26 protein-coding genes, 2 tRNA genes and 1 pseudogene are annotated in these 26,010 nt (G+C 64.0%); 13 read left to right on the forward strand and 16 right to left on the reverse strand.

The window, feature by feature from the left end; translation table 11 throughout:
• The 3 genes from L21_RS07100 to L21_RS14095 form a co-directional block, all read right to left on the reverse strand.
• Positions 1 to 204 (reverse strand): hypothetical protein (locus L21_RS07100; protein ID WP_143727236.1); only part of this gene is annotated, 204 nt, incomplete at its 3' end.
• Positions 201 to 620, reverse strand: coding sequence for a hypothetical protein (locus tag L21_RS07105; protein ID WP_256712638.1), 420 nt, complete (start codon positions 618 to 620; stop codon positions 201 to 203). The genes L21_RS07100 and L21_RS07105, both read right to left, overlap by 4 nt.
• 303 nt (positions 621 to 923) lie before the next feature.
• Positions 924 to 1,076 carry a hypothetical protein gene (locus L21_RS14095; protein WP_178377695.1) on the reverse strand — a complete coding sequence of 51 codons (153 nt, stop codon included), beginning with the start codon at positions 1,074 to 1,076 and terminating at the stop codon, positions 924 to 926.
• A gap of 349 nt (positions 1,077 to 1,425) precedes the next feature.
• Between L21_RS14095 and L21_RS07110 the strand changes: the two genes are divergently transcribed.
• Positions 1,426 to 2,178, forward strand: coding sequence for a TrmB family transcriptional regulator (locus tag L21_RS07110; protein WP_074369792.1), 753 nt, complete (start codon positions 1,426 to 1,428; stop codon positions 2,176 to 2,178).
• A gap of 39 nt (positions 2,179 to 2,217) precedes the next feature.
• On the opposite strand, the gene L21_RS07115 is transcribed toward L21_RS07110, so the two are convergent.
• Both L21_RS07115 and L21_RS07120 read right to left on the reverse strand, forming a co-directional pair.
• The gene (locus tag L21_RS07115; protein WP_074369793.1) at positions 2,218 to 3,522 is read right to left on the reverse strand and encodes a serpin family protein; all 1,305 of its coding nucleotides are present in this window, start codon (positions 3,520 to 3,522) and stop codon (positions 2,218 to 2,220) included.
• A gap of 150 nt (positions 3,523 to 3,672) precedes the next feature.
• The gene (locus tag L21_RS07120) at positions 3,673 to 5,055 is read right to left on the reverse strand and encodes an Nramp family divalent metal transporter (RefSeq protein ID WP_074369794.1); all 1,383 of its coding nucleotides are present in this window, start codon (positions 5,053 to 5,055) and stop codon (positions 3,673 to 3,675) included.
• 496 nt (positions 5,056 to 5,551) lie between these two features.
• On the opposite strand from L21_RS07120, the gene L21_RS07125 reads away from it, so the two are divergent.
• Positions 5,552 to 5,974 carry a pyridoxamine 5'-phosphate oxidase family protein gene (locus tag L21_RS07125; RefSeq protein ID WP_074369795.1) on the forward strand — a complete coding sequence of 141 codons (423 nt, stop codon included), beginning with the start codon at positions 5,552 to 5,554 and terminating at the stop codon, positions 5,972 to 5,974.
• A gap of 269 nt (positions 5,975 to 6,243) precedes the next feature.
• On the opposite strand, the gene L21_RS07130 is transcribed toward L21_RS07125, so the two are convergent.
• Positions 6,244 to 6,316, reverse strand: a tRNA-His gene (locus L21_RS07130).
• 338 nt (positions 6,317 to 6,654) lie between these two features.
• Here L21_RS07130 and infB point away from each other — a divergent pair.
• Complete coding sequence (gene infB, locus L21_RS07135) at positions 6,655 to 8,436, forward strand: translation initiation factor IF-2 (protein ID WP_074369796.1); 1,782 nt, start codon at positions 6,655 to 6,657, stop codon at positions 8,434 to 8,436.
• Positions 8,437 to 8,552: 116 nt separating this feature from the next.
• Positions 8,553 to 8,951 carry a 30S ribosomal protein S6e gene (locus L21_RS07140; RefSeq protein ID WP_074369797.1) on the forward strand — a complete coding sequence of 133 codons (399 nt, stop codon included), beginning with the start codon at positions 8,553 to 8,555 and terminating at the stop codon, positions 8,949 to 8,951.
• Between the two features lie 62 nt (positions 8,952 to 9,013).
• Here the strand turns inward: L21_RS07140 and L21_RS07145 are convergent, their stop codons facing one another.
• From L21_RS07145 to L21_RS07155, 3 genes are all read right to left on the reverse strand, one after another.
• Positions 9,014 to 10,012, reverse strand: coding sequence for a radical SAM protein (locus L21_RS07145; protein WP_074369798.1), 999 nt, complete (start codon positions 10,010 to 10,012; stop codon positions 9,014 to 9,016).
• Between the two features lie 109 nt (positions 10,013 to 10,121).
• Positions 10,122 to 10,589 carry a DUF2240 family protein gene (locus L21_RS07150; RefSeq protein WP_074369799.1) on the reverse strand — a complete coding sequence of 156 codons (468 nt, stop codon included), beginning with the start codon at positions 10,587 to 10,589 and terminating at the stop codon, positions 10,122 to 10,124.
• Entirely contained in the window at positions 10,586 to 11,008 is a 423-nt protein-coding gene (locus L21_RS07155) for a hypothetical protein (protein WP_074369800.1), read from the reverse strand. The genes L21_RS07150 and L21_RS07155 overlap by 4 nt, the downstream gene beginning before the upstream one ends.
• 89 nt (positions 11,009 to 11,097) lie before the next feature.
• Between L21_RS07155 and L21_RS07160 the strand changes: the two genes are divergently transcribed.
• Both L21_RS07160 and L21_RS07165 read left to right on the forward strand, forming a co-directional pair.
• Complete coding sequence (locus tag L21_RS07160; RefSeq protein ID WP_074369801.1) at positions 11,098 to 12,537, forward strand: bifunctional metallophosphatase/5'-nucleotidase; 1,440 nt, start codon at positions 11,098 to 11,100, stop codon at positions 12,535 to 12,537.
• Positions 12,534 to 12,869 carry a DsrE family protein gene (locus L21_RS07165; RefSeq protein WP_074369802.1) on the forward strand — a complete coding sequence of 112 codons (336 nt, stop codon included), beginning with the start codon at positions 12,534 to 12,536 and terminating at the stop codon, positions 12,867 to 12,869. The genes L21_RS07160 and L21_RS07165 overlap by 4 nt, the downstream gene beginning before the upstream one ends.
• Positions 12,870 to 12,879: 10 nt before the next feature.
• Here the strand turns inward: L21_RS07165 and L21_RS07170 are convergent, their stop codons facing one another.
• On the reverse strand, positions 12,880 to 13,257 hold the full coding sequence (locus L21_RS07170; RefSeq protein ID WP_074369803.1) for a 30S ribosomal protein S8e: 378 nt from the start codon (positions 13,255 to 13,257) through the stop codon (positions 12,880 to 12,882).
• Positions 13,258 to 13,362: 105 nt separating this feature from the next.
• A complete protein-coding gene (hypB, locus tag L21_RS07175) occupies positions 13,363 to 14,010 on the reverse strand; it encodes a hydrogenase nickel incorporation protein HypB (RefSeq protein WP_074369848.1) in 648 nt (215 codons plus the stop codon).
• Positions 14,011 to 14,063: 53 nt separating this feature from the next.
• Between hypB and L21_RS07180 the strand changes: the two genes are divergently transcribed.
• From L21_RS07180 to L21_RS07200, 4 genes are all read left to right on the forward strand, one after another.
• Positions 14,064 to 14,336 carry a signal recognition particle subunit SRP19/SEC65 family protein gene (locus L21_RS07180; protein WP_074369804.1) on the forward strand — a complete coding sequence of 91 codons (273 nt, stop codon included), beginning with the start codon at positions 14,064 to 14,066 and terminating at the stop codon, positions 14,334 to 14,336.
• Positions 14,337 to 14,341: 5 nt separating this feature from the next.
• A complete protein-coding gene (locus tag L21_RS07185) occupies positions 14,342 to 14,986 on the forward strand; it encodes a histidinol phosphate phosphatase domain-containing protein (RefSeq protein ID WP_074369849.1) in 645 nt (214 codons plus the stop codon).
• Between the two features lie 338 nt (positions 14,987 to 15,324).
• On the forward strand, positions 15,325 to 16,338 hold the full coding sequence (locus tag L21_RS07195; protein ID WP_074369806.1) for a transcription initiation factor IIB: 1,014 nt from the start codon (positions 15,325 to 15,327) through the stop codon (positions 16,336 to 16,338).
• Between the two features lie 22 nt (positions 16,339 to 16,360).
• Positions 16,361 to 16,432 (forward strand) — tRNA-Ala (locus L21_RS07200).
• A 537-nt stretch (positions 16,433 to 16,969) separates the two neighbouring features.
• Here the strand turns inward: L21_RS07200 and L21_RS07210 are convergent.
• Positions 16,970 to 18,148: a WD40 repeat domain-containing protein gene (locus tag L21_RS07210; RefSeq protein ID WP_178377696.1), complete on the reverse strand. Its 1,179-nt coding sequence runs from the start codon at positions 18,146 to 18,148 to the stop codon at positions 16,970 to 16,972.
• A gap of 230 nt (positions 18,149 to 18,378) precedes the next feature.
• Between L21_RS07210 and L21_RS07215 the strand changes: the two are divergent.
• Positions 18,379 to 18,744 (forward strand): annotated as a pseudogene (locus L21_RS07215) (C-GCAxxG-C-C family protein); the annotation flags it as partial.
• Here L21_RS07215 and L21_RS07220 read toward each other — a convergent pair.
• Positions 18,716 to 19,822: an acyltransferase family protein gene (locus tag L21_RS07220; protein WP_074369809.1), complete on the reverse strand. Its 1,107-nt coding sequence runs from the start codon at positions 19,820 to 19,822 to the stop codon at positions 18,716 to 18,718. The pseudogene L21_RS07215 and the gene L21_RS07220 overlap by 29 nt on opposite strands.
• 68 nt (positions 19,823 to 19,890) lie before the next feature.
• Between L21_RS07220 and L21_RS07225 the strand changes: the two genes are divergently transcribed.
• Positions 19,891 to 20,676, forward strand: coding sequence for a YhfC family intramembrane metalloprotease (locus L21_RS07225; protein ID WP_074369810.1), 786 nt, complete (start codon positions 19,891 to 19,893; stop codon positions 20,674 to 20,676).
• Between the two features lie 340 nt (positions 20,677 to 21,016).
• On the opposite strand, the gene thiL is transcribed toward L21_RS07225, so the two are convergent.
• Genes thiL through L21_RS07240 form a run of 3 tightly spaced genes read right to left on the reverse strand, consistent with a single transcriptional unit; the run spans position 21,017 to position 24,682 of the window.
• Positions 21,017 to 21,883: a thiamine-phosphate kinase gene (gene thiL / locus L21_RS07230; RefSeq protein ID WP_074369811.1), complete on the reverse strand. Its 867-nt coding sequence runs from the start codon at positions 21,881 to 21,883 to the stop codon at positions 21,017 to 21,019.
• Positions 21,876 to 23,828 carry a DUF460 domain-containing protein gene (locus L21_RS07235; protein WP_074369812.1) on the reverse strand — a complete coding sequence of 651 codons (1,953 nt, stop codon included), beginning with the start codon at positions 23,826 to 23,828 and terminating at the stop codon, positions 21,876 to 21,878. Before L21_RS07235 ends, thiL begins: the two co-directional genes overlap by 8 nt.
• Positions 23,825 to 24,682 carry a serine/threonine-protein kinase RIO2 gene (locus L21_RS07240; RefSeq protein WP_074369813.1) on the reverse strand — a complete coding sequence of 286 codons (858 nt, stop codon included), beginning with the start codon at positions 24,680 to 24,682 and terminating at the stop codon, positions 23,825 to 23,827. The genes L21_RS07235 and L21_RS07240 overlap by 4 nt, the downstream gene beginning before the upstream one ends.
• A gap of 49 nt (positions 24,683 to 24,731) precedes the next feature.
• Here L21_RS07240 and L21_RS07245 point away from each other — a divergent pair, with 49 nt between their 5' ends.
• Positions 24,732 to 25,622, forward strand: coding sequence for a TIGR00269 family protein (locus L21_RS07245; protein WP_074369814.1), 891 nt, complete (start codon positions 24,732 to 24,734; stop codon positions 25,620 to 25,622).
• Positions 25,623 to 26,010 lie beyond the last annotated feature (388 nt).

Below are 26,010 nucleotides of genomic sequence, written 5' to 3' on the forward strand. Positions count from 1 at the left end.
CGCGTCGGAGCCGTAGGTGTCCTTGTAGTGGTTCAGGAGCGCGCCGCGGGGCGTGCTCTTGTCGATGTAAGTGTCGTCGCCGGTCTCCATCGAGACCATCGAGAGCCCGAATAACGCCAGGATGAAGATGGCGGCGGCAACCCCGGCGACGGTCCAGGTGTGGTTGTTGATGGCGGCGGCGAGCCACTCATAGGGGTTCTTCATGCGTGTTCCTCCGCCACCTTTTCCCCATACTCGCCGATGATCGCCATGGTCACTTCGTGAGCGATCTCGCCATTGCTCCTGTCGCCGTGTTCGATCCCATAGTCTTCTGCCATGCCCCGGAGTCTTGCGGGGTCGAGGATCCGGTAGCCGCGGCCGCCCTCCCCGGATTTAACCGTTATCGTGAGAACGGACGAGAGCAGGGGTGTTGCCGGCTCTTCATCCATGGCGAGACGGTGCAGCAGGGCTACAGCCCGCCGGCAGTCCGGCGGGGGGACGAATCCCGCTTCGATCCAGACCTGGCCGGTCTCCTCAATGTGCGATTCTTTGCAGGATGTTTTGCGATAAATCGGTCTTCTGCACGGAGATACTCTGGAACCCCGGCAGGATCCGGTATTGCAGGTGGTTGCGCAGTTCACGTCTCTCCTCGTAATAAATAGATCTTCTGCTGGAAGTAATGTTTTGAGAGAGAGGATATCAACCTGCTGCAACTCGGGCGAGGACCGGAACCGGACCCCGGTTCCCGGCAGGGTTCCCTGCAGCCGGTCGGCGCCGGAGAACCCGGGAGTTCGAGATTTTCCCGCATATACAGGGTTGTCGTGCAGGAATTATTCACCTGCGGCGAGGTCCGCCATGTCATCATCGAGGAGGCAACCTTTTCCGGGAACGGGCCGCTCTCGGCTCTCACCCGGAGGCAGAGATCTTTTACTCGCGGCAAAGCGCTACGGGTATCCCCGGACGATCACGAACCGGCATCTCGCAGAAAAGTCGGGCACCAGCAAGGCCGCCGCGATGAGCGCCCGTGCCGGGGCGAGGGCCGGCCGCTGCCGGGAGGTGTATCGGGAGGCGGGCGGTCCGGGCGACGGTTCCGTCACGCCCGATCCCCGGCCGTCCGCTACCGCTGGATACGCTCCAGGGCATGCCGATGATGGCTCTCCCGGCTTTCGGAGGGTGGATACATCCGAGCATCTGTTCAGGTGGTATCGCTCTTCTATGCTGCTCCCGTTCGCTCTTGCCGGAACAGCCTTCTTCGAAGTGGGTATGTCCGATCAGGCTCTCCGGCACGTTTTGCAGGGAACCGGCTCACTGACGGTGTGGATCCGGCCTCTGACAGGAGACTGCTCCGGTGAAGGGCAGTCTTGCGAGGAGAGTCGAACCCTCTCTCGCCGATATATCAGTGTCTCGTCGCAAGTCATAAGTTTGTTGCAACCAAATGGAGGTGCAATGACTGCTGAGATCGTTCCCGGGCTCCGGGCTCTCGGGATGAACGAATATGCGGCAAGCGTCTACTCCACGCTTGTCGGGCTGCAGAAAGCGACCGCACGGGACATCCACGAGGTGAGCGGGGTACCCCGGGGACGGATCTACGAGATCTTAAATGATCTGACCCGGCGGGGGTTCATCGCGGTCGAGGAGGGATCCCCCACCTCTTACTACGTGCTCGACATCGACGTGGTCTTCGACCGGCTCAAAGAAGACTACATCCGCACCCTCGACGAGACCCGCGAGACGTTAAAGAGCCTCTCGGTCAAACCGCGTCTTCCTCCCGATTCGTTCTTCATTCTCAGGAGCGGCTGGGCAATCGAGAACCATATCTCCTCGCTCTTTCGCCGGGTAAAGAAGAGCATGGTGATCCTCTGCTACGATCCCGGTTTCCTCCGGAAGCACTATGCGGCCATCAAGCCGCTCGAGCGCAAGATCGACCTCTACGTGGTCGTACGGACGAAGGAAGATTATGCCGACATCAGGCTTCCGATCTACGAGGCCAGAGGAACCGTGCTCGATCTTCTTGAGTCTTCGCCTATGAACGAGTCCGTGATTGGTCTGAGGAAGGATGAGTGTACGATACTGGTCGACGGCCGGGACTTCCTCGTCATCGCCGCTGCAGGCTCCGGGCGGCACGCGGTGATCGGGTCGGATATGCCGATCATCGGGTATCTGCAGAAGACGATCGTCGAGCGGCTCACCAGATCGTGAGACGGCGGCGACCGGCCGCCGTCTCTCCCCGACCGCTCCTTACGCGCTCTCCGGGTTCGCAACCCTTCCTGCAAAGAGGACCGTGCCGGAATCCTCCTCGACGATGAGGAAGACGAACGGGTGGTCCGCCCGGAAGACGGGCGTGGTGTCCCCGCCGGGCGCACTCTTTATGTTCATGACGACTCCGGTCGCCGCCGCGGCCTCGGTGCCCTCCTCGTTCACGTCGACAAACGCCTTGTGGAAGACCTCGCTGATGAAGAGCCTGTCTGTCCCGTCCATCCCCGCGAAGTCGGCATCGCCGGAGAACGCCGTCGGCATCCCCATCGCTGCGAGCACCGGGCTGAGGCTGTACTCCGTCTCAAGCGTGAACTTCGGGAAGATGACCCTGACGCGCCGGTCGGTCATTGAGTCCCGGATCTCGGTGAGCGTCCCGGGGTCGAGAGCCTCCTCCGCCGCCGTCAGGTTGTCCTCCCGCGGGAGGAGGACGAGCATCGAGAGTTCGGTTCCGTCGGCGTGCGCATACGGCATCCTGAGCACCTGGAGGGTCCCGGTCTCGGCGTACCCGTAGATCGCATCCTCGTCCGTGCGGTGCATCATCGGAACCCGGACCGTCTCCCCCGGAGCGACCCGGAACTCCTCCTCCGTCGTCTCGGCGGGGTCGAACTGCTTGACCCAGGTGCCCTTGAAGTAGACTGCGTTCGTGATCACGAGCCGGGTCATGGCGTCGATCGAACCCGCCGGGAGGAGATCGCGGATCTTATCTTCGGTCTTCTCCTCCACCCAGCGGTTGATCGTCTGCCGCGACGCTTCAGCGTCGTTGGCGAAGTCGAGGTTCGTGACGTTTGCCGAGTACCACCGTGCGGCCGTATCGACGTAATCCGGGCGGAACGAGTAGGTCTCTTCCGCCCAGAGGGCGTTTGCGGTGCGGAGAGTGTAGTTCTCGTCCCCGTTGTTCAGGACGGCATCGAGCCCGGCAAACCCGGCTCTCCGAAGGGTCTCGTTCTGTGGGAGGTGGAGCACCGACCCGATCTCGTCGCCGGTCGCGCCCCGGGCGCCCTCGTAGGCGATCGCGAGGGCCGAGGAGATGCTGTAGGGCGAGAAGAAGATGTTTTTACCCGCAGATCCCGGGTCGCCTGCAATCTGCCGGTAGAGGTCGAACGCGAACCGGTTGTTCCCCGCCGAGACGTTGCCGACGCCTTCGCTGTCCTGGGCAGGCGTCTCCTGCCCGGCGGGGGGATCCGCCTGCCCGGACGTCGTTTGCGGCATATCGGTGCATCCCGCGGCGATGCAGCCGATCGTGATGAGGCCTGCGAGGAGCAGCAGGCCGATGATCTTTCTGTTCATGGAATGCGATATGGTGCACCGGATAGTTATACCTGGCGTTAACGACGATTCTTTTCGAATCCTTCCCCTCTCAGTGCAGCACCTGTTCGATGCGTCTCCTCTCGAGTGCCGCCCGGTTCCTGGAATCGGGGTCCGGAAGCCTGCCGCCGTTCAGGAGAGGAATTCGGTCGCGATGTAGTAGACCGCAAAGGCCGCAAAGAAAACGCCCACGGATAACGTCAGGACGGTGACGAGGAGTGACGGCCGGAACTCGATTGGGAGCATCCGCCTGTTCAGGTAGACCGTCATGAAGGCGACCACCGGGATCTGGATCGCCTCGATGATCCCCGCTATGGCAAGAGCAGTCACCGGTTCGAGCCGCACAAGGATGAAGACGAGCGGCAGGACGCCCATCAGCCCGATCAGGTAGACGTAACGGTAGAACCGCATCGAGACCCACCGCCTGGCCGCCCGCGCCTGCCGGGCGATGAAGATCGACCCCTGTCCGAGCATCCTGGTCCAGCCGTCGAGGTTGGCGATGAGGGTGCTCCAGAAAGCGAAGAACGCGGCAAGGATCATCAGCCAGACTCCCGGCGCTCCCCAGATGCCCCCGAGGAGCACCGAGAGGACCGCGGTCACCTCCGGCCCCTGAGGGAGAAGCCCCTCCGGCCGGAGGAGTTCGGTGCCCAGGATGAGGAGCGCGACGAGCAGGAGGAGGACGATGCCTGCGGCGACGGTCGTTGATATGGTCATGAGCCGGAGCCAGCCCCGCATGTGATCCTTCTCGCCCCGGGAGAGATGCGCAATATCCGGCAGATCTTCCTCCTCGATGACCTTCTCTTCCCCGCCCCGCCGGTGCACCGAGTAGTAGGCGGAGCCGTACCCCCGGGCCGTGAGCCAATAGGAATACCAGACGAGGCCCGCAGCCCCGGACATCACGAACCCGAGCCAGGGGAGGATCTCGGAGAAGACGACGTCGGGCGGGAGGGCCGGTGCGAGGCCGGCGGCGAGCGGCACGAGCCCGGGGAAGACGATGCCTGCGCTGGTCACCAGGGCGACGATGATGAGGAGGGCCATCACGATGGATGCCCGCTCCACGCCCTGGTACCTGCCAAAGAAGACGAGGGCAAGCGAGATCAGGAGGATGATGGCCGCCCATGCCGTGAACCCCCCGGGAAGGACGAGGATGATGGCGGAACTCGCGGAACCCGCCATCCCGGTGATGGTCGCGACCGCGACGATGACCTGGGGGAGGACGATTGCCCAGACGCCCCAGTTCGCCGGTCCGGGGAGATCCCGGATCCCCTGGAGGAGCGAGCCTCCCGTCACGACCGCGTATCGCCCGATCTCGATGGAGAGCACTGTCTTGAAGAATATCGCAAGGATCAGCATCCAGAGGACGGAGTATCCGTAGAGCGAGGCGATCCGTGGCGTGAAAAGGAGTTCACCGGTCGCGATGGCGGAGATCATCCATATGATCGAGGGCCCCATCCATGCGAGGACCTCCCGCCCGCGAGGGGCCGGGGGGACGACGGTCAGGTCTTCGTCTGCCATGGGTGTTCACGCCCTGCACGGTTCGGATATACATAAGTCTTGCCGCCGACGGTCTTCCGGCGGTATTCGGGCTCCATCCGGGGTTAAACGGCTCTTCAAGCGCCGGATGAAAAAACGGGGTCTCTGCCCCAGGCAGCGGTCGCGGGCTGCCTGCCGGGGGTGCTATCGGAGAGTCGCCTGATAAAGAAGATTGCAAATTTCGGAATGCGTGCAGCATCTCTCCGTTTCACCAGCGGAACCGGGAAACGTTCGAGGATGTTCTGTCCGGAGAGATCTGAATGGCCTCCTGACTGCGATTACCGGGTGAAGCAGGCGTGGGTCCGGTGAAATTCATAAATGCGGTCCGGGCCACAGTGCTTCGACCCCGGGGATGATCTCCTCAGAACGTTAGCGAGGTGCTGCACCGGAATATCTATAGGCATGCCCGGGGAATCGTCCCGGGCCTGCACATAGTCCTGACATCGTCAGGACGCAGTCGTTTCCGATGTGATAATCCATGGTAGTAATGCCCGATGCCCTCATTGCGCTCCTGAAAGACTGGCATTCCGTCCCCGTCGCGACCACCGGAGCCGATGGGATGCCCAATGTTGCAGCCAAATCGGTCATGGTCAGGGATCCCGAGACTATCGTCTGGGGCGAACTCTATTTCATGCAAACCTACGAGAACCTCACGCGGCATCCTGTTGCGTCGCTCTGCGTCTGGGAATGGACCCCACCGTTTATCGCGTACAAGGTGAAGGGTCGGGTCGTGATCCACAGGCATGATGAAGTGACAGCGGCGCTTGACAGGAGCGTCTGGGCCGGGCACACTGAGGAGTTCGCGGCTCGCATAGAAGGGATGGCCGCGGTCGTCCTCACGGTCGAAGAGATTTACGACCAGACTCCCCGGCTCGAGGCAGCAGGAAAGCGAATTGCGTAGGTCTTATGGATGAGCAGTCCCGCGCTCTCGGACGAGGATGGGTCAATCTTCAATCTTCGGGTTCTGGTTTCCTGCCGATATACCCGGATGTGTGCGGTAGCATCTTTGGTAAGCTGTTTCTCGGCGATCCTGCTGGATCGGTGCGCCGACGCACCTCCTGTCCGGCGAGGTGCAGCGACCGCGATCCCCGGGTTGGTGGCGCGGACGCCTCTCCCGTGCAGACGAGGTTATGTAACGAGATAGATAGAGAATCGGAACAGAAATAGGAAGGCCAGGGCCGAGATTCGAACCCGGGTCGAGGGATCCACAGTCCCTTAGGATAACCGACTACCCCACCCTGGCAAGGTACTCACAATAATTGGCAGTCGGATTTGATTAAGGTATCTCTCCGGTGTGCCGCAGGCGCACATCCGCCCGGGGCTCGTGTGCGGTGTCGCGACGGCACCCGGGAATCCGGCCGCCGTACCGCCCCATCCGGCCGCCTCCGCCTGCGGGAATAAGCAGCGGGGCGAATTATTAATAGAGGCCATGTTCAATAACGTACCAGCGTTCCGGGCGCCGAGCGACGCCCTGGGGATAGGGGAATCGCCCTGACTCTGGCGTGATTCGGAAAAAAGCGGTCAATATCTCAGGATTTTTCGGATCTATTCGTCCATACCGATATACCGAAAGTGATTATCATGGCAAAGCAATCAACGATCAGGACCCCCATCGTCTGCGTGATGGGCCACGTCGACCACGGCAAGACATCGCTCCTGGACCGGATCCGGGGCTCTTCCGTGGTCTCGACCGAGGAAGGCGCAATTACGCAGCATATCGGTGCCACGCTTGTTCCCATCGACGCAATCACCCGCATGGGCGGGGCCCTGAGCAAGGTCAGCGTCAACGTCCCGGGCCTCCTCTTCATCGACACCCCCGGCCACCACGCCTTCACCACGCTGCGTGCGCGCGGCGGTGCACTTGCCGACATGGCGATCGTCGTGGTGGACATCAACGAGGGTTTCCGCCCCCAGACGATCGAGGCGCTCCAGATCCTGCGCAACTACAAGACGCCGTTCGTCATCGCGGCAAACAAGATCGACCGCATCCCCGGCTGGCGCGTCCAGGAGAACCAGCCGTTCTTAAAGACATTCGCACAGCAGAACGAACGCGTCCAGGGTATGCTCGAGACGAAGGTCTACGAACTCGTCGGCAAGCTCTCCGACCTCGGGTTCAACTCCGAGCGGTTCGACCGGGTCTCGGACTTCGCGCGGAACATCTGCATCGTCCCGACGAGCGCCCTCACCGGGGAAGGTCTTCCCGACATCCTGATGGTGCTGATCGGGCTTGCCCAGCGTTACATGACCGAGAGCCTCAAGGTCAGCGCCGAGGGTCCCGGCGCCGGAACCGTGCTCGAGGTGAAGGAGGAGCGGGGGCTCGGGATGACGCTAGACGTGATCCTCTACGACGGCAATCTCAAGGTCGGGGATGAGATCGTGGTCGCCGGAAACGACCAGATCATCGAGACGAAAGTGCGCTCCCTCTTAAAGCCCCGTCCGATGAGCGAGATCCTGATCGAGGAGCGGTTCGAGCGGGTCAAGTCCGTCACCGCCGCTGCGGGTATCAAGGTCGCCGCCCCGAAACTCGACGGGGTCATCGCGGGCTCCCCCCTCCAGGCCGTCCGCGGCGGCAACCGGGACGAGATGATCGAGCGCGTCCGCCACGAGGTCCAGGACATCGAGGTGAACCTCTCCGATGTCGGCGTCATCATCCGGGCGGACACCATCGGTGCCCTCGAAGCGCTCTCGAAGGAACTCGAGGGCCACCAGATCCAGGTGATGCGGGCGACCGTGGGGCCGGTCACCCGCCACGACGTCATCGAGGCGGGGACGATCAAGGACCCCCTCTACAGCGCGATCATCGCCTTCAACACCCCTGTCCTGCCGGACGCCATCGACGCCCTCGTGGATACGGCGATGTCCCATGTCAGCATATTCGAGGGTGGGGTCATCTACCAGCTCATTGACGACTACGTCGAGTGGCGCGACGAGAAGAAGCAGGAACTCGAACGGCAGAAGTTCGAGAAATTGATCATGCCCGCCAAGATCCGGATCCTCCCGAACTGCGTCTTCCGGCAGAGCAACCCGGCGGTGGTCGGTGTTCGGATCCTCGGGGGGAAACTCCAGAGCGGGGTCGACCTCGCCCTCCCGAGCGGCAAGAAGGTCGGCCGCATCAAGCAGATCCAGGCGAAGAACGAGTCGGTCCAGGAAGCGGAGGCGGGCAAGGAGGTGGCGATCTCGATCGAGGGGCCGACGGTCGGCCGCCAGATCAACGTCGACGACGACCTCTACGTGGATATCCCGGAGCGGCACGTGAAGGTGATCGAGCGGGAGATGATCGATCACTTAAGCCCGAGCCTGCGCGAGACCCTGGAGGAGTTCACCACCCTCAAGCGCCGGGAGGACCCGTTCTGGGGGAAGTGACTCGTTCGCGGAACAGGGCCTCCTCTCCCGGCCGCCGCTCCCCTCCAACCCTGCAGAGGTAGTCTTTTAATACCATATTCTCAAATTGTATAGGTACTTTCGAAGGAGTCGTCAACATGGCAGATTTCAAAATCATTCTATCAGACCCGGAGACCGGGCGTTCATATAAGATCGATGCAACCGGCCCCACCGCCGGAGCGTTCATCGGCAAGCGCATCGGCGACGAGATCGACGGAGACGTCCTCGGCTTTGCGGGCTACACGATCCGGATCACCGGCGCCACGGACAAGACCGGCATTCCCTCACGCCGCGACCTTCCCGGCCCGTCCCGGAGAAGGCTCCTCCTCTCCAGGGGTGTCGGGTTCCACCCGGTCATGGACGGAGAACGCCGCAGGAAGTCGGTGCGCGGCAACGAGATCAGTGCCGATGTCGTTCAGATCAACGCCGCCGTGAAAGAGAGCGGTGCGAAACCCCTGGCAGAATACTTCAGCCAGCCCGAGGCGGCGGCTGAATAAATCAGCCCCCAATCTTTTCTACAGCGTTATTTCCCCGGGTCGATCCGCCGTATTTTGCTATTCTACCGGCCGCGCCAGGGCTCCCTGAGCGTCGCCGGGCAGCGGTCGCGGAGAGGGCACGCCCCGCAGTCGCGGGGGTGGGTCGGGCACCCGCACGCCGCGGCGTACGCGGCGGTGAGTCCTGCCGCGCTCTCGCCCCCATATACAGCGGTGAGCCGTGCCGCCCTTGCAGCAACCTCGTCCGGCACCGTTTCGGGGTAGTAGCCGCTCCAGGCGACGTTCTCGAGCCCGGCCTCGCGGCAGACCGCACAGAGATGCTCCATCTGCTCTCTCGGCGGTCCCGGGTGGTAGTAGAGGACGTTGTTCGGCCGAAACCCGATGAGCCGGTAGGGCACGGTCGGATCGAGCGCGGCGATGAACGCCGCAATCCTGCCCACCTCCCTATCGGTCATGCCGGGGATCACCACCGTCCGAAAGACCCTGATCCGGTCCCTTCCCTCGTGGACGAGGTACTCCGCGTTCCTGAGCACCGGGCCCACCGGCGCTCCCGTGAGGGCGCGGTGGACCGGATCCGACCACGCCTTGATCTCGAGGGTGATCGTCCGGCAGAGGGCGACGATCCGCTCCATCGTTGCCTCCGTCGCAAAGCCGCCGGTCGATATCCCGATCCCGAGATCGAGGCCCTGGCGCTTCACCTCGCCCGCCACCTCTTCGATGTAGGGGAGGTGGATGATCGGGTCGCCGCCCGTAAACCCGAGCGTCCGAATACGGGGCCCCCTGTATGCGGTAATCCGCTCCCGGGCGCCGGCAACCAGTGCCGCCGCAGGCACGTATCCGGCGTAGTGCCAGCCGGGATCGGGATACTGCGAGATCCGGTAGGCGTTGCAGTGGAGGCAGCGGTAACAGCACCCGAGCAGGGTGACGATGTAACTCGCGAGCGAGCCCGAACAGATCGTCGCCGCCACCTCCGCCCGGCCGACGCGGCACACCCCCCGCTCTCCCCGGAGCCGGTCGGCACCGCACCTCCACTCGCAGAGCCGGCAGGAGTCGAGATCTTCCATGCCATCCCTGGTGTATGCATGCACGATAGCCTTCACGAATCTGACACAGTGGGGGTGGACGTGCGCCAGGTTTGAATCTTTTCTGAAGGAAGGAGAAAAAAAGGATGTTCTAACGCTTTTTCGCGACCGATCTCTCCAGGGCGGGGAGTTTGTCGTCGAACGCCACCCCGTACATCTTCGCGAGGATGACCACCGCCGCCTCCACCCGGATGTTGCCGTCGAAGTTGTCGGCGACGATCCGGTGGAGCTCCGCGACGACCTCCTGGGGCGGCTTCCCCGTCGCTGCGACGATCCGTCCGATCAACTCCTCGTAGGGGCTCTCCGCCGTTGCGAGGACGTCGGAGGTGGGCTTGAACCCGAGCGGTATCGAGACGTCTGCGAGATTGAAGAGCGGCCGGATGGCTCCTCCGTCCACCTCGATGAGCCCCTCCGCCTTCGCCCGCTCCAGGAGCTGGTTTACCTGCTCCTTGTTCATCCACTTCCGGTCGATGGCGATGTAGAAGACGAACTCGCTCTTCTGCAGGCGATCTTTCCGCATGTGCTTGAACGGCGCGGCGACCGCTATCCTGACACTCACTCGCAGGCACCCTTGAGCATCGTTCGCAGGTCCATCGCGTCCAGGTCCCCGAGCCGCCCCTCCTTCGCGACGTAGCACTCCGTCACCGCGCCTTTATCGACGATCCGGAGGAAGAAGATGTTCTCCGAGACCGGGAGCCTCTTTTCGGGGGTAAGCAGCGTCCTCTGCAGATCGACCCGGAAGTCCGCCACCTCCGTGACATTCTCGGCGAGCGGCGCGAGATCGTTCAGGTCGACGAACTGTACCCGCCCGTCCGCGACCTGGACGAGCATCCGCTCCTTGACGAGCCCGTCGGCACCCCGTGTGGTGGTATGGGAGTCGTGCAGCCGGGCTATACAGGCAAGGACGTCCCGGAACGGCCGGCTGAGTTCAAAGTCGAGGTCGACGGATTGAGGGAAACGATGGTATATCCTGCGCATCACTAGAATTGAGGTCTGCGGAACGTAAAAAGAATGTGATCCCGCGGGAGGCGCAAATGTTTTCTGCACATCGCTCCCTCCCTGCACCCATGACCGACCTCCTCACGCTCCTGCAGATGAACGACTCGCACGGGTACCTGGAACCGCACCAGGAACTCTTCTACGCCGGCGGGCCGCCGGTGTACCGGACGGCAGGCGGGTATGCCCGGATTGCCGCGCTCCTCGAGGATACCCGCGACGAGCGGCCGGGCCGGGTGCTCGCGTTCGACTGCGGCGACACCATCCATGGGACCTACCCCGCCGTCCAATCAGAGGGCGAAGCGCTCGTCCCGGTCCTGAACGCTCTCGCCTTCGATGCCATGACCGCCCACTGGGAGTTTGCCTACGGCCCGGAGCAGTTCCGGAACGTGGCCGGGAAACTCGACTACCCCGTCCTCGCCGACAACTGCTACGACGACGCGACCGGCGACCTGGTCTTCCCCCCGTACACCGTCTGCGAGACCGACGACCTTGCGGTAGGCGTCATCGGCATCGCCGCCACGATCGTCGACAAGGTAATGCCGGACTCATTCTCGAAGGGGATCCACTTCTCGCTCGGCAACGCCGAAATCCCCGGCCATATCGCCCGTCTCCGCGAAGAGGAGGGGGTGGATCTCGTCGTGGTGATATCGCACCTCGGGTTTCCGCAGGAGGTGAGACTCGCCCGCGAGACGGACGGGATCGACGTCCTCCTCTCGGGGCACACCCACAACCGCCTCTTCGAACCGGCGGTCGTGAACGATACCGTCATCATCCAGTCGGGCTGCCACGGCTCTTTCCTCGGGCGGCTCGATCTCGTCGTCGAGAACCGGCGGGTGAAGGGGTTCGACCACGAACTGATCGTCGTCGGCGAGGATATCCGGCCTCATCCTGAGGTCGAGGAGATGGTCGAGGCGGCCATGGAGCCCCACCGCGAGTACCTCTCCCGGGTCGTCGGGGAGACCCGGACGGGTCTCAACCGGAACACCGTTCTCGAGGCCACGATGGACAACCTTCTCCTGCAGGCGCTCATCGACGCCACGGGCGCGGAGATGGCCTTCTCGAACGGGTGGCGTTACGGCGCCCCGGTGCCGCCCGGCCCGGTCACGATGAACGATCTCTGGGACGTCATCCCGGTGAACCCCCCGGTCTCGACGGTCGAGATCACCGGCCGGGAACTTAAGGAGATGATGGAGGAGAACCTGGAGCGGACCTTTTCGCGCGACCCCTACCAGCAGATGGGCGGCTACGTGAAGCGGTGTATGGGGGTCAACCTCTACTGCAAGATAGAGAATCCGGCAGGGCTCCGGATCCAGGAGTTCTTTGCGGCCGGCAGAAGGCTCGACCCGGATGCCGTCTACCGCGCGGCGTTCGTCACCGGCCAGGGCGTACCGCCGAAGTACGGAAAGAACCGGGAGAACCTGAACGTCCACGCCATCGAGGCGCTCGAACGCTACCTCTCGAAGGGTCCCGTGAGCGCCGAACTCCGCGGGAGCGTGACGGCGATATGACGCCGCCGAAGGTCGTCGTCCACCTGGACGAGCGCGAGAAGGTGCCTCTCGTCTTAAAGAACGTGAAGAACCTCATCGACGAACTCGAAGGCGTCGAGGTCGAGGTGGTCGCCCATGCCGGCGGGGTGGAGGGGCTCCGCACCGGCACCTCTCACGCGGCGCTCGTGGAAGAGCTCGCGGACCGGGGGGTCCGGCTCATCGTCTGCGAGAACACTCTCCGCTCCCGGGGCATCCCGCGCGGCGATTTTCCCGGGTATATCGGGACCGTCCCGTCCGCGATCGTGGAACTGGTTGTCAGGCAGGCCGAAGGCTGGTGTTACCTGAGGCCGTGAAAAAAGAGTATTATGCGAGCAGAACGGCGTTGACGACGCCGTCCTGGCTCGGTCTGCTGACAATCCGCGCGAGCCCCATCTCGGTCTTGATGATGGCGCCCTTTGTGAGGAGTTTCCGCCGGACGTAGTTCGGGTCGGCGCTGTTTGCCTCGACCGTCTCGATCTTCGCCTTTTTGGTCTCGCCGGTTGCGGGGTTTGAGACCGTCGCGTACTCCACCCGGAGTGCCCGGACCTTCTGGTTGCCGCCGAAGGTGCGGATGATTCTCCTGCGTTCTTCACCGATATGCGTCTCTGCCGGAGCTCTTCCGATCTCCGTTCTCTTCTTGCCCTGGGAGGTGTGGTAGCGTCCGCCCGACGGCTTCCGTACTGATCTTCCTTGCCACTGCATGTGACCACCGAAATACTCTGCTGAGGACGCAATACCCATCAGGGGATAGCAATCTCTCGTTAAAGTGCTATAACTATTCGAGACCGGGATATTTAACTCTGCTGATCACGCGAGGATCGCGTCCAGCAGCGCCTCAAGCCCTTCCCCGGTCTTCATGTTCGTCCTGAAGATCTTCATCTCCGGGTTGTAGCGGCGCATATCCGCCTCCATCCGGTCGAGGTCGGCGCCGACGAACCCGGCGAGGTCGACTTTGTTGATGACGCCGATGTTGCTGCTTCTAAACATCATCGGGTGCTTGTTCACCACGTCGTCCCCTTCCGTCGAGCTGATGACGACGATCCTCTTCTCGGCGCCCAGCCGGAAGTCGGTCGGGCAGACCATGTTGCCGACGTTCTCGATGAAGAGGATGTCGATCTCATCGAGCGGGAGGTGCTCGATGGCGTGCTCGACGAGGTGGGCGTCGAGGTGGCACTCCTTCCCGGTGTTCGCGTTGTAGGCCGGGACGTTGAGGGCGACGATCCGCTTGAAGTCGTCGTCGCCGTAGACGTCCCCGGCGATGGCACCGGCGCGGAGGCCCCGCTTCCGGATAAGCGGCACGAGCCGCTCGATCGTGGCGGTCTTCCCCGACCCGATGGCGCCGAGAAGGTCGAACGCCCGGATGCCGTGGTCTTTGAGGTGGGCTGCGTTGGCATCTGCCAGGCGGTTGTTAACATCGTAGATGTCCTTCTCCACGTGGACGTCGATGTGATGCATGGTATGTACTGTGATCATGATCTGTTTATAGATTAACCACCAGATCATACACTATGAGCGCTGAACGCATCCTGTACCCCTGTTACTTCGACGCCACGCTCGAGCGGCGGGAGGGGCGTCGCGTTGCTAAAAATTTCGGCGTGAAGTCCCCCGAACTCCCCGCCATCGAGGCGATCCTGCGGAAGATGAAGGTTCCGCACCGGGTGGAGGAGCACCATCACCCCGCCCGGTGGGCGGAGCACGAAGGCCGGATCGTGGTGGAATGGGAGGGGAGCAAGGAAGACCTGATCCGGAAGGTTGCGAGCGGTCTTGCCGGCCGGAAGTGACCGCGATGTACGATCTGCACACCCATACCCTCCTCTCCGACGGCGAACTTCTCCCGACCGAGCTGGTTCGCCGGGCCGCCGTGCTCGGCTACGAGACGCTCGCGATCACCGACCACGCGGACGCCTCGAACCTCCGGCACCTGGTGGAGGCGGCGGAGAGCATCCGGGAATCGGCGCGGTGCTACGGCGTGAACCTGCTCGTCGGGGTGGAGCTCACCCACGTTCCGCCGTCCCTGATCCCGGCGTTCGCACGCGACGCAAAGCGGTTCGGCGCCGATATCGTCGTGGTCCACGGCGAGACGGTGGTGGAGCCGGTCGCCCCGGGAACCAACCGCGCCGCCTGCACGTGTGAGTACGTGGACGTGCTCGGTCACCCTGGACTTATCGCGGTCGAGGATGCGCGCGCAGCCGCGGAGCACGGGGTGGCGCTCGAGATCACCTCGCGCGGGGGGCATAACCGCACCAACGGCCACGTAGCGCGGGTGGCGCGGGAGGCCGGGTGCCGGCTTGTGATCGATTCCGATACGCACGCTCCGTCCGATCTGATCTCAAAGGAGGCACGGCGGGCGGTCGCGCTCGGCGCGGGGCTGACGGAGGCGGAATCGCGGGAGGCTCTCTCACAGGATATTAATCGGCTTCTTCAGAAGTGAGATGTGGTATTTATAATTTAGCAAAAGGTTTTTATACTCAAGCAGACAATATATATACGTTACTAAATACGCCCGGATATAGTGTCCCCTAGAGGTTGCAGTTTGCGGTTAATCGGTCGTTCTGTAAGTGTTTGCGGCAATCGCTTGTTAATCTTGCGATGTGATGCTGCACAGTTGCCCCGCCTCTACGGTGAGGCAGTGGATCGCCGGTTAAAACCCGTAGGGAAGGTAGTCGACATATTTGGGAATATATCATCGCCTTATGCCGTAGTCCTCTGCTACAACGGCTGCGCCGTGCAGGTTGGCGAGAAGATCTTTGCGAGATAGGTGTATAATCGATGGCTGAAGTAGAAAAATTAAAACAGCTGCAGTTGCAGCGCGAGGCCCTGAAGAAGAGGGGTGAGCAGAAGGTCAAGGAGACGGAGAAGAAGCGCACCGAAGAGAGCGTTCAGTCCGTCTGCCCCGAGTGCGGCAGCCGCCAGCTCGTCCACGACTACGAGCGTGCCGAGCTCGTATGCCAGAGCTGCGGTCTTGTCCTCGACGAGGAGTTCATCGACCGCGGTCCCGAGTGGCGTGCATTCGACCACGACCAGCGCATGAAGCGCTCCCGTGTCGGCGCACCGATGACGTTCACGATCCACGACAAGGGTCTCTCGACGATGATCGACTGGCGGAACCGTGACTCCTACGGCCGCGCGATCTCGAGCAAGAACCGCGCCCAGCTCTACCGTCTCCGGAAGTGGCAGCGGCGTATCCGTGTCTCGAACGCGACCGAGCGGAACCTGGCGTTCGCGCTCTCGGAACTGGACCGGATGGCCTCCGCGCTCGGCCTGCCCCGGAACGTGCGCGAGACCGCCGCGGTCGTCTACCGCGACGCGGTGGACAAGAACCTGATCCGCGGCCGGAGTATCGAGGGGGTTGCCGCGGCCGCGCTGTATGCGGCGTGCCGGCAGTGCAGCGTTCCCCGGACGCTCGACGAGATTGCCGAGGTGTCCCGTGTATCCCGTAAGGAGATCGGCCGCACCTACCGGTTCATCTCGCGCGAGCTCGGGTTAAAGCTCCTGCCGACGTCCCCGATCGACTACGTACCGCGCTTCTGCTCGGGCCTGAACCTGAAGGGCGAGGTCCAGAGCCGTGCGGTCGAGATCCTCCGGCAGGCCGGAGAGCGCGAACTTACGAGCGGCAGAGGCCCGACGGGCGTCGCTGCGGCCGCCATTTACATCTCGTCGATCCTCGGCGGAGAGCGGCGCACCCAGCGCGAAGTCGCCGAGGTTGCGGGCGTGACCGAGGTCACGATCAGGAACAGATATAAGGAACTGGCAGAAAAATTAGATATCGAGATCATACTCTGATCTCATATCATTTCACCCCCTTGGGCTCGTAGATCAGGGGTAGATCGCTACGTTCGCAACGTAGAAGCCGCGGGTTCAAATCCCGCCGAGTCCATTTTTCTGTTTTGTGACTTTACCTTTTCATGAGTATTTCATAGGTTCCTGGGCGCGCGCAGGTCATCGGGGGTTTCAAAAGGGGCGCAGTTCCTCCGGTTGGGACAGGGTGCTGTGAGTTCAGATCCCGGCGGGTCTATCATCTGTTTCTTTCAAAACTTGTTCTTACGAAATTCACCGTGCTCGGGCGACATCACTCGTCGTCCTCCACCTGCTGCCGTGCAATCCGCTCCTCGCCCTTCTTCGAGATCTCGTGCTCTGCCCGCGGGGTCGGGGTCTCGGGTGCCCCGGGCGGGCGTCCCTTCTCACGGCCCTCGTCGCCGAGTTCGGATGGGACCGGGCTGTAGTCGATGTCGCCCCCTTCTCCTCGAACGGGATCTCCTCGGCCGGCCGGTCGTCCCTCCGCCTCTTCGGACTCTCTGCCGGCAGTCTCGCTCCCCGGACGGCCCCGCGGTCATGCCTTCGGGACCGCCCCGCAGGGCTCAGGGTCGAAGACGTAGAAGCCTGACGGTGGTGGGTTTGCTCCCCACCCACCGGGTCACCGCCGCCGGAGACGGCTTACAGCACCGGCGGCAGCACCGGCGAGGAGCCCGACGAGCGCGCCCGCCCCGCCGGCCTGGGTCGGTGCCGTCGTGGCGTTCTCCGTCTCTTCCGCCGCCGCCGTCACCGGCTCGTCGGCCGTCCGGAAGATGAAGGCCCGCTCGCCCGCACCTGCTGCGAGGTAATCGCCGTTCTCCGAGAGGGCGACCGCGCTAACGGCTGCATCGGCATCGAACGACCAGCGCACGTCACCGTTGCTGTTCCAGAGATACACGGTTCCGCCCGCGTTCCCGGCCGCGACGGCCTCGCCCCGCCGGGAGACGTCCACGGCGGGAACGTTGCTTTCCGTCCGGTTCTTCCAGATCAAGGCGTCGTTCGGCCGGTAGCACTCCACGTCGCCGCCCTCCTTGCCGACGACCACGAACCGCCCGTCACCCGAGAGAGCGAGCGCGAGGATCGGCGCTCCGGTGGGAAGCGCCCAGGGGAGGCCCCCCGCCCGGCCGTAAACCTGGAGGGCGCGATCCCGGCCCCCGGCGGCGACGACCGATCCGTCACGGGAGGCGTCAACCGCGGTGACGGCCCCCCGGGCGAGCCCCTCCCAGATCAGGTTTCCCGCCCGGTTCATGAAGAGGATGGCGCCGTTGCTGCTCCCGGCGGCGATGAATTTGCCGTCGCTGGTGAACGCGACGGACGTGACGTGCGGCGGGGTCTCTCCGGAGCGTGTGCCCGTCTGCACGGCCCGGGTCCACTCCTCCTTCCCGAGGTTGGTGAAGAGGACGATGCGATCGCCCGCCACCGCGAGCGACCGGCCGTCACCCGCGAAAGCAAGGTCGCGAACGGATCCCGCGACGCTCTTCGTCCAGTAGCGGCCGCCAACTCCGTCGAAGAGGAGCACGTCGCCCCCCACGGTTCCGGCGGCGACGTAGTCCCCGGAACCGGCGACGGCAACCGCGGTCACCGTACCCGGCGCGCTCACGTTCCATGCGACGGTGCCGTCCCGGTGCAGGCAGACGATCTCCCCCCCGCCCGTCCCCGCGACCATATACCTCCCGTCGGCGGTTATCGCAACGTCGTTGACGACGCCTCCCGTCGATACGCCGTGGTAGGAGGCCTCCGCCCCGGCCGCCGCCGGAACCAGGGCGGCGATCAGGGCGATGATCAATAGAGTTCTCTTCATGGTTAACCCTGCCCGGGAGAGCATCCCCCGAATACGTCTACTTTCTCGGGCGGGTTCTTAAACCATTCCAGCACCGGGCCCTGCCGCGGAAGTTTGAAGACCCACGGTGCGTAATCTCCGAATCATATGGAAAATAGGGCGGACGAGGCGGTCTCCCGCTTCATGCGGGCTACAACTGTGCACAGGCGGTCAGTTCGGTCTTTGCGGACGATGTCGGGGTACCCGAAGAGGTCATCCTCTGTGCGGCCACCGGGTTCGGCGGCGGAGTGGGGCACACCGGCGGCACGTGCGGAGCGGTCTCGGGCACCGTTCTCGCCCTCGGGCTCCTGTTCGGGAGCACCGGTCCCGGCGAGAAAGCGGCGAAAGACCTGACCTACGGCCTCACCCGGGAGTTCGTCACCCGTTTTGTGGAGAAAAACGGCACCGTCTCCTGCACCGAACTCCTCGGGTGCGACCTCTCGACCGGCGAAGGGCTTGCCCGGGCGCGCGAGGAGAACCTCACCCGGACGCTCTGCCCCTGCTACGTCAAAGATGCAGTCGAGATCCTCGAAGAGGTTCTCGCGCCCGTCACTTCCGGGCAACACACCACGCGGTGAGGGACTCCGGAAGGGGCGGGAGCCTGAGTCTCCGCCGCAGGTCGTCGGCGCCGAGGCTCTTTGCCGCAAGAGCCCGCTTCTCGACGAAGTGCCACGAGAGGAACGCGAGAGCAAACGTCACCGCAAACGAGAGCCCGAAGAGCGCCGGAAGAAGGAGCGTGTTTGCCGTAACCTGGATCAGCGCCTGCTGGACCGGGTAGTGGTAGATGTAGATGCCGTAGGAGAAGTCCCCCGCTCTCCCGAAGGTGCTCACGTATGGGATCGGGAGGTGTGCGACGTAGATGGTGAGGTAGGGGATGGCGATCACCCCGGCGACGGTCAGGTAAGGCGTCATAGCCGAGAACCCGAGCAGCAGGAGCAGCGCCCCGGCGATGACCGGCCGGTAGGCGATGCGGTGGCGGTGGAGGTAGAGGAAAGCCCCGACGAGGAAGTAGAGGGTGAACCGGACCTTCGCCATCCGGGGGTCATCGAACCAGTACATCCAGGCCAGGATGTTTACGGCGGCGAGGACGGCGATGGCGCCCAACCGGTGCAGGAGCCCGGCGATCCCGATGGCCGCGATGACCCCGTACATCATGACCTCGACGGGTATCGTCCAGAGCGACCCGTTGACGTAGGACCACGGATTGCCCTGGAAGAGACCTATCACTGATCCGTCTTCAAAGTAGGGAGCAGTAAAGAGTGCTGCCGGAGATAAGAGGGCGGCGAGGTAATCCCCCGGGGAAAGCGACGTCAGCAACGGACCGATGACGAAGAGCGTGACGAAGATCGCGACGACGAGGGCCGGAACCACCCGGAGGAGCCGTTTCCAGGCGAACCGGAGCGGCGATGCGGTCGACTCCCAGCTCATCGCAATCAGGTAGCCGCTGGTGACGAGGAGGGCGGCGAGTCCTGCCTGCGCCACAAGTATGACCGGGTCGTACATCCCTATCCCGACGTAGCCGAGCCTGAGGGCGTAGGCATGCGCGAAGACGATCATCGCCGCCGCCGCGAACCGCATGAAGTCGAAGTTGTTCGAGAACCGGCCCCCCGGAATGCTCCCGCCTTCGGTGACCGCCCCCGGGCGCTCTGTTTTCATGGCTATCGGGATCCTTTCCTCTCTGTACAGTGACAATCGTTATATATTTAGTCAAAATATTCTCTCCGATGGATCCTCTCGTTGTCGCCACGTTCGCCGTCGTTATCCTTCTCGAAATCGCCGTTCCGCTCGCGCTCGGCTACTGGATCGTCAAAAGGTTCGGCCTCTCATGGCGTGTCTTCGGGCTCGGCGCCCTCTTCTTCATCGTCGTGCAGGTCGTCCACGCGCCGCTCGTCATCTTGACGCAGACTCCGCTCTACCTCGCCGTCCTCCCGTTCGGCACGACGGCGGCCCTCGCGGTCCTCGCCGTCTACCTCGGCCTCATGGCCGGCCTCTTCGAGGAGCTTGGCCGCTACCTTGTCTACCGCTACCTCTTCCGGCGGCAGGAGATTCCCCTCACCCGGGAGAACGGCCTCCTCTTCGGGACCGGGTGGGGCGGTGTCGAGAGCATGATCGTCGCGCTCCTGATGCTCTCGAGCATGGCCTCCTACATCCTTCTCACCGGTGACGGGGGAGCGATCCCCCTCCCCGACGATCCCGCCGTCCAGGTGCAGGTCGACGCTCTCCGTGCCCTCACGCCGCTCGATATCCTCCCCGGGCTTGCCGAACGGATGATGACGATCACCCTGCACATCGCCTGGTCGCTCCTCGTGCTCGCCGCCGTCGTTTACGGGAGAAAAGCGCTCCTCGCCCTTGCCGTCCTCTGGCACGCTGGCGTGGACGCCGCCGCCGTCTACCTCGTCCAGTTGCACGGGGTTCTGGTGACCGAGGGGGTCATATTCCTCTTTGCGGTGCTCGCCCTCGCGTATATACTGTGGGAGTGGCGGCGGATGGGGGTAAGGGCGGCGGCCTGACTTCACTCCCCCCTTCGCGTTCTTCGCGGCTTCGCGTGAGACCTCGCTATCGTCTTCCAATCTGCTCACGCGAAGAGCGCGAAGCCGCGAAGTGTGACGGTTCGGAGCGCGATGGTGCGTAAGAACCGGAGGATGAGAAGACCGACTTTCCCGAAGGGAAAGGAGTTCGAGCACCGTCAGGTGCGAAGGGGAGCGGTCACCTATAACGTGCGCTGAATTTCGTGTTTTTCGCGAGTCGCGCCTTCGACGCTCCAACCCTGTTCCGTAGGAGCATCGTCCCTTGAAACCCATGGCTTCTCATGGGCTCAGCCGTTGGCCTGGAGATTGGATTCCGCGGGCACTACCCGCACCACTCGTGCAGGTATCCCCGGCGTTCGAGCGGCTTTCCGTCCGCGAGGACCGTCCGTTCCGCTATGACCTCCCCGATGACGTGCGCAGTAACCCCCGGAACCGGAAGGATACCGGCAGGAGCGGTAAAGAGGAGTTCGAAGTCTCCCCCGCCGTAGAGCGCGAGTTCCCGCCCCTCCGCTTCCGGGACGCTGGCCGGGAGCGGGAGGCGAGCGGTATCGATAGAGAACCCGCAGTCGTTCACCGCGAGAAGATCGTAGAGCGAGAGTGCAAGGCCGTCGGAGATGTCCATCATCGCCGAGACACCGGCACGGCCGAGCGCCTGTCCCTCCCGGACCCGGGGTTGCGGTTCGAGGAGTTCCTTTATGTGCCGGTCATGGCCGTTCAGGGCTGCCTGCGCCTCCCCGAGCGGCCCGGTGACCGCAATGACGTCGCCCGGTCGCGCACCCCGCCTCCGGACGAGATGCTCCGGGGCGACGAGCCCGAGCCCCGTGCTCACGATCGTCAGTTCCCGGTGGGCGTCGAGGTCGCCGCCGACGAGTTCGGCGCCGAACGCGGTGCAGCAGTCCCGGGCGCCCTCCATGATCCCGCGGAGCCGTTCGGGACGGTCGAGGCCGACCGCGAGGAGCACCTGCCCCGGCGCCGCGCCCATGCTCGCGATATCCGAGAGCGTGACCGCCGTCGACATCCAGCCCGCCTGCCAGTCGGTCATCCCGGCCGGAAAATCGGTCGTCTCATGGAGCATATCGGTGCTCGCGACCAGGAGACGGTCGCCGCAGGGGATGACGGCGCAGTCGTCCGCGAGCCGCTCCGGGTCGATGATCGTCCCGATCAGCTGGTGCAGGCCCCGTTCATCCACCGCGGCGCACCTCCTTCTCCCGCTCGCTCCGGTACTCCTTGAAGAGATACTCGACTCGTTCGGCCTCCTGTTCGCGCCGGAACTCCTTCTGCTCCTCCTCCCATTCCGCGATCGCCCCTTCGAGGGCACCGGTCAGCGCCGCCCCGGTCCTGCCGCGGATATCCGGCCGGACGGCCTCTTCCCGGAGGAGGGGAAGATCGGCCTCCCGTGCGATCCGGATCAGGTGCGGGTCGGGAGGTTCTCCGCCGACGACCAGCGCCCGCACCCCCGTTCCCGCGAGATCCTTCACCACACCGCGGCCCCAGCCGTGCGTCCGCGGGACGTAGAGGACGTCTCCTTCGACGATGCCGATCTCCTCCTGGAGGGCCCGGACCGCTTCGCGGGTGAGGGAGTCGAGCACCTTGAGCGGGGTGTAGTCCTCCGAGACCTCGAGTTTCGCGACCTTCTGCATCCGCTCCAGGCGTTTCTTCAGCCGCCGGGACCGCCGCCGCTCGCCCCGGAGCTGTTCGCGCAGGCTCTCGATGGTCGCGTCCTTCGCCGCCAGCTCCGCGTCCCGGCGGATCTTGCGCTCGGTCGCGGAGCGTGCCCGGCGCACATCCTGCCGCAACCGCTCCAGATCGCGGTCGCGCTCCCGGAGTTCCTCCTGCAGTTCCTGGACGTAACTGCGGAGCCTTTTCACCATCCCGTCGAGCGCCATCACCCGCTCGTCCTCGACCGTCCGCTCCGGCTCGGCCTCCGCCGCCGGTGCCTCCTCCTTCTTCGCCGCCGGAACTCCTTTCAGGTCTGCAAGGACGGTGTCGAGCGGCTGGCCACGGAGCACCCGCGCCCGCACCTCGTCGAGGTCGTAGCCCGGCCCCACTCTCTTCGCGATGTTCCTGAACTTATTCTGGAGGCTCCGGTAGGCGTCCAGCGCCGCCGAGAGGGAGTCGCGCTCGTGGTCGTTCGTGTAGGAGAACGGCGCGGTCAGGTCGTACTTCGCCTCCACCGAGAGCGACTGCTTCGGGGTGTACGGGATGGCGTTGAACGCCCGCCGGATCTTCTCGACCGAGTAAGGCATCTCGCGGACGTCGGAGGCGACGATGAGCGGTTTTCCCGCACGGTAGAGCTCCTCGACGATATCGGACATCGTCATCTGCCGCGAGCTCGACAGGAGAACCAGGTTCCCGTCGAGGTCCACGGCGGCAATCCCGGTGGTCGTCCCGGGATCGAGGCCGACGATCAGGTAGCGAGGGCGGCCGGCGAGGGGTTCGAACCGTATCCGGTCGAGCTGTCGCCCCGTCACCCGCACCTGGACGTCGGCACCCCGGGAGGAGTGGACCGGAACCATCTCCCGGGGGGCCTTGACCCGGAAGGCGACCCTTGAGTAGCCGCCGAAGGCCTTCGTCTCCTTCTTCTCGTAGTCGAGGCCGGCGCCCCGGAGCCGCCCCTCGATCTCCCGGGCCTTCTGCAGCACGCCGCCGTGGATCTTCCGGGCGTAACGGTTCTGGCTCCACCCGCCCCGGCCCGGCGAACGGTGCCTGCTCACCGTGATGTCGGTGGTGTTCTCGAACGCGATCACCTCGACGCCCGCCCCGAGCGCGGCCACCCGGGCGGTGGTCCGTGCCTCGGCGTAGGGGTCGAATTTGTTGAAACTGATGTTGTAGCGGGCGGCGACCTTTCCGAGGCTCTCTGTGCGCTCGCCGCCGGTCACCTGGACGAGTTTCGTCGTGGGCGGGAGCGACTGGAGGAATGCGTAGAGTTCGCGCTGGTCGGCGGCGATCTCCTGGAGGCTGTCCACCGCGAGGATATCGGGCTGTTCAGCGGCGAGGAGGCGCTGGAGCCGGAACCCGGTCACTTCCTCGACGCCCTGGACATCGCCGTCCTCCACCCGGGCGAGGGCATAGACCGGTCGCCGGGTACGGGAACGAACCGAACCTTTGATGATGTCGATCCCGAAGACCTTCACCCGACCACCCTTGCCAGTGCTTCGTCGAAGGCGTATTCAAGGCCATATTTCCGTTTGAAGTACTGGAGGATGTTCTCGATGTCGCGGTTGAGGATCTCGCCGGCGTTCGGGTGGGCGGTCTCCACCCACTGCGGCCAGTCGATCAGCCAGCACTGCTCATCGTCGACCATGACGTTGAACTCGCTCAGGTCGCCGTGGACGATCCCGAGGCGGTAGGCCTCCCCGATGTTCTCGAGGATCTCGTCGAGGATCGGCCGGGGCTCTTCGAGGTCGGCCCGCGAGAGGTTGACGCCGGGGACGAACGACATCGCCACGACGTGCCGATTCTGGTCGATCGGGAGCGGAACCGAGACGGCGGGATGGAGAGTTTTCAGGGCGTCGTACTCCATCTTCGCCGAGTTGCTGGAGGCGAAGATCCAGGGGCAATGCCCGGTCTCCGGCATGTAGCCGCGCTTCACGCGGGCGGACTGGAACGACCGCTGCCCGACCCGATGGAACTTCAGCACGACGACTCCGAGACCCATCGCCTCGTAGACCTCCGACTCCTTCCCGACCCCGATCAGCGTCCCGAGCGCCTGGACGGTGCCCCGGCGGGTGAGGGTGTGGAGGGCCAGGGTGTCGTAGCCGTTGAAGACGAGCGCGTAACCCTCGTAGGGGGTCTTCTCGTACCTGACCATATCCATGGCCATCAGCCTGCCCAGGCGGTAGGAGAGCTCGGACTCCGAGAACCTTGTGGACGACTTGAGCACCTCGAGCGGCACCCACCGGTACCGGCGCATGAGACGTTCGAGGGCGAGCAGGATCCGGAGTTCGTAGGTGTGCAGGGATCGCACGTATTCTGCAGGAACGGGCATCTTCTACACCATTTATGTAGCGCGGTGATAAAAGGATGATCGAGAAAGCATGAAGTGCAGCAAGTGCCGCCGCGACGCGATTCTTTTCCAGCGATACTCCGGGCTGCACCTCTGCGAGCAGCACTTCAACCGGGATTTCGAGGCGAAGGCGAAGCGGGCGATCCGGGAGCACCGCTGGATCAGGCCCGGAGATACGGTGGCGGTGGCGCTCTCGGGGGGCAAGGATTCGAGCGCCGTCCTCTTCTTCCTCCACCGGCTCCTCGGCGAGCGCCGTGACGTCCGGCTGATGGCGATCACGGTGGATGAGGGGATATCCGGCTACCGCGACCCGGGCCAGGCCCGGGCGATCGCCGAGAACATGGGTGTCCCCTGGGTGACGGCAACGTTTCGCGACGAATACGGGATCACGCTCGATGAGATCGTGGGCCGGAAGGGGACGGGTCTCTCCTGCTCCTACTGCGGTGTGCTCCGCCGGGCGCTGATGAACCGGATCGCTCGCGAGCATGGGGTCACGAAGTTCGCCTACGGGTTCAACCTGGACGACGAGGCGCAGTCGGTCCTGATGAACGCTCTCCGGGGGGATGCCGACCGGCTCACCCGTCCCATGCGGGAGGCGGAGGGGATGGTGCCCCGGATCAAGCCGTTCATGTACGTCCCGGAGCGGGAGGTGGCGCTGTATGCCTTCCTCCACGTCGAGGGATTCGACCTTGCGGGATGTCCCTACGCGGGCGACGCTCTCCGGGGCGACGTCCGGGGCATCCTCGACGACTACACCTACCGCCACCCGGCGACGAAGTACTCGCTCGTGAACCTCGGCGAAGCCCTCCGGGAACCGGAGAGGGTTACCGGAGAAGGGCTCCGGGTCTGCGAGCGGTGCGGGGAGCCATGCGGGAGGATCTGCCGGACGTGCCAGGTGCTGGATGAGGTCCGGCGTTCCTGAGTGGAAGAGCCTGATGGCGGATGGGTGTATCTCCACTGAGGGATAACCCGAGAGTCATAGAACTTCGGGCGATGAAGGGCGAAACGATCGGATAACGATGGAAAGCCCGTACACTGGACCGTGAGGGCTATCGCCACGCACTGCCCCCGCCCCGAGGGGCGGGGGAGGAGGCCGAAGGCCGGGTGGGGTGGGGGTTGTAAGTCCCAATGGATATGGCATAGACAGGGGAGGGGGGCGAGCCCCCCTCCCCGTCAGCCCCTCCCCCAATGGCGATACCCACTGGAAATCCGTTGATGAGTCTCCTGCAGATTACGAAACCGGATCTTGAGGCCAGATGGTAGACTCTGATCATCAGGAGTTCAAAATGGAAAACAAGTCCGACCGGATG

Source organism: Methanoculleus chikugoensis (genome assembly GCF_900095385.1).
Taxonomy (GTDB): domain Archaea; phylum Halobacteriota; class Methanomicrobia; order Methanomicrobiales; family Methanoculleaceae; genus Methanoculleus; species Methanoculleus chikugoensis_A.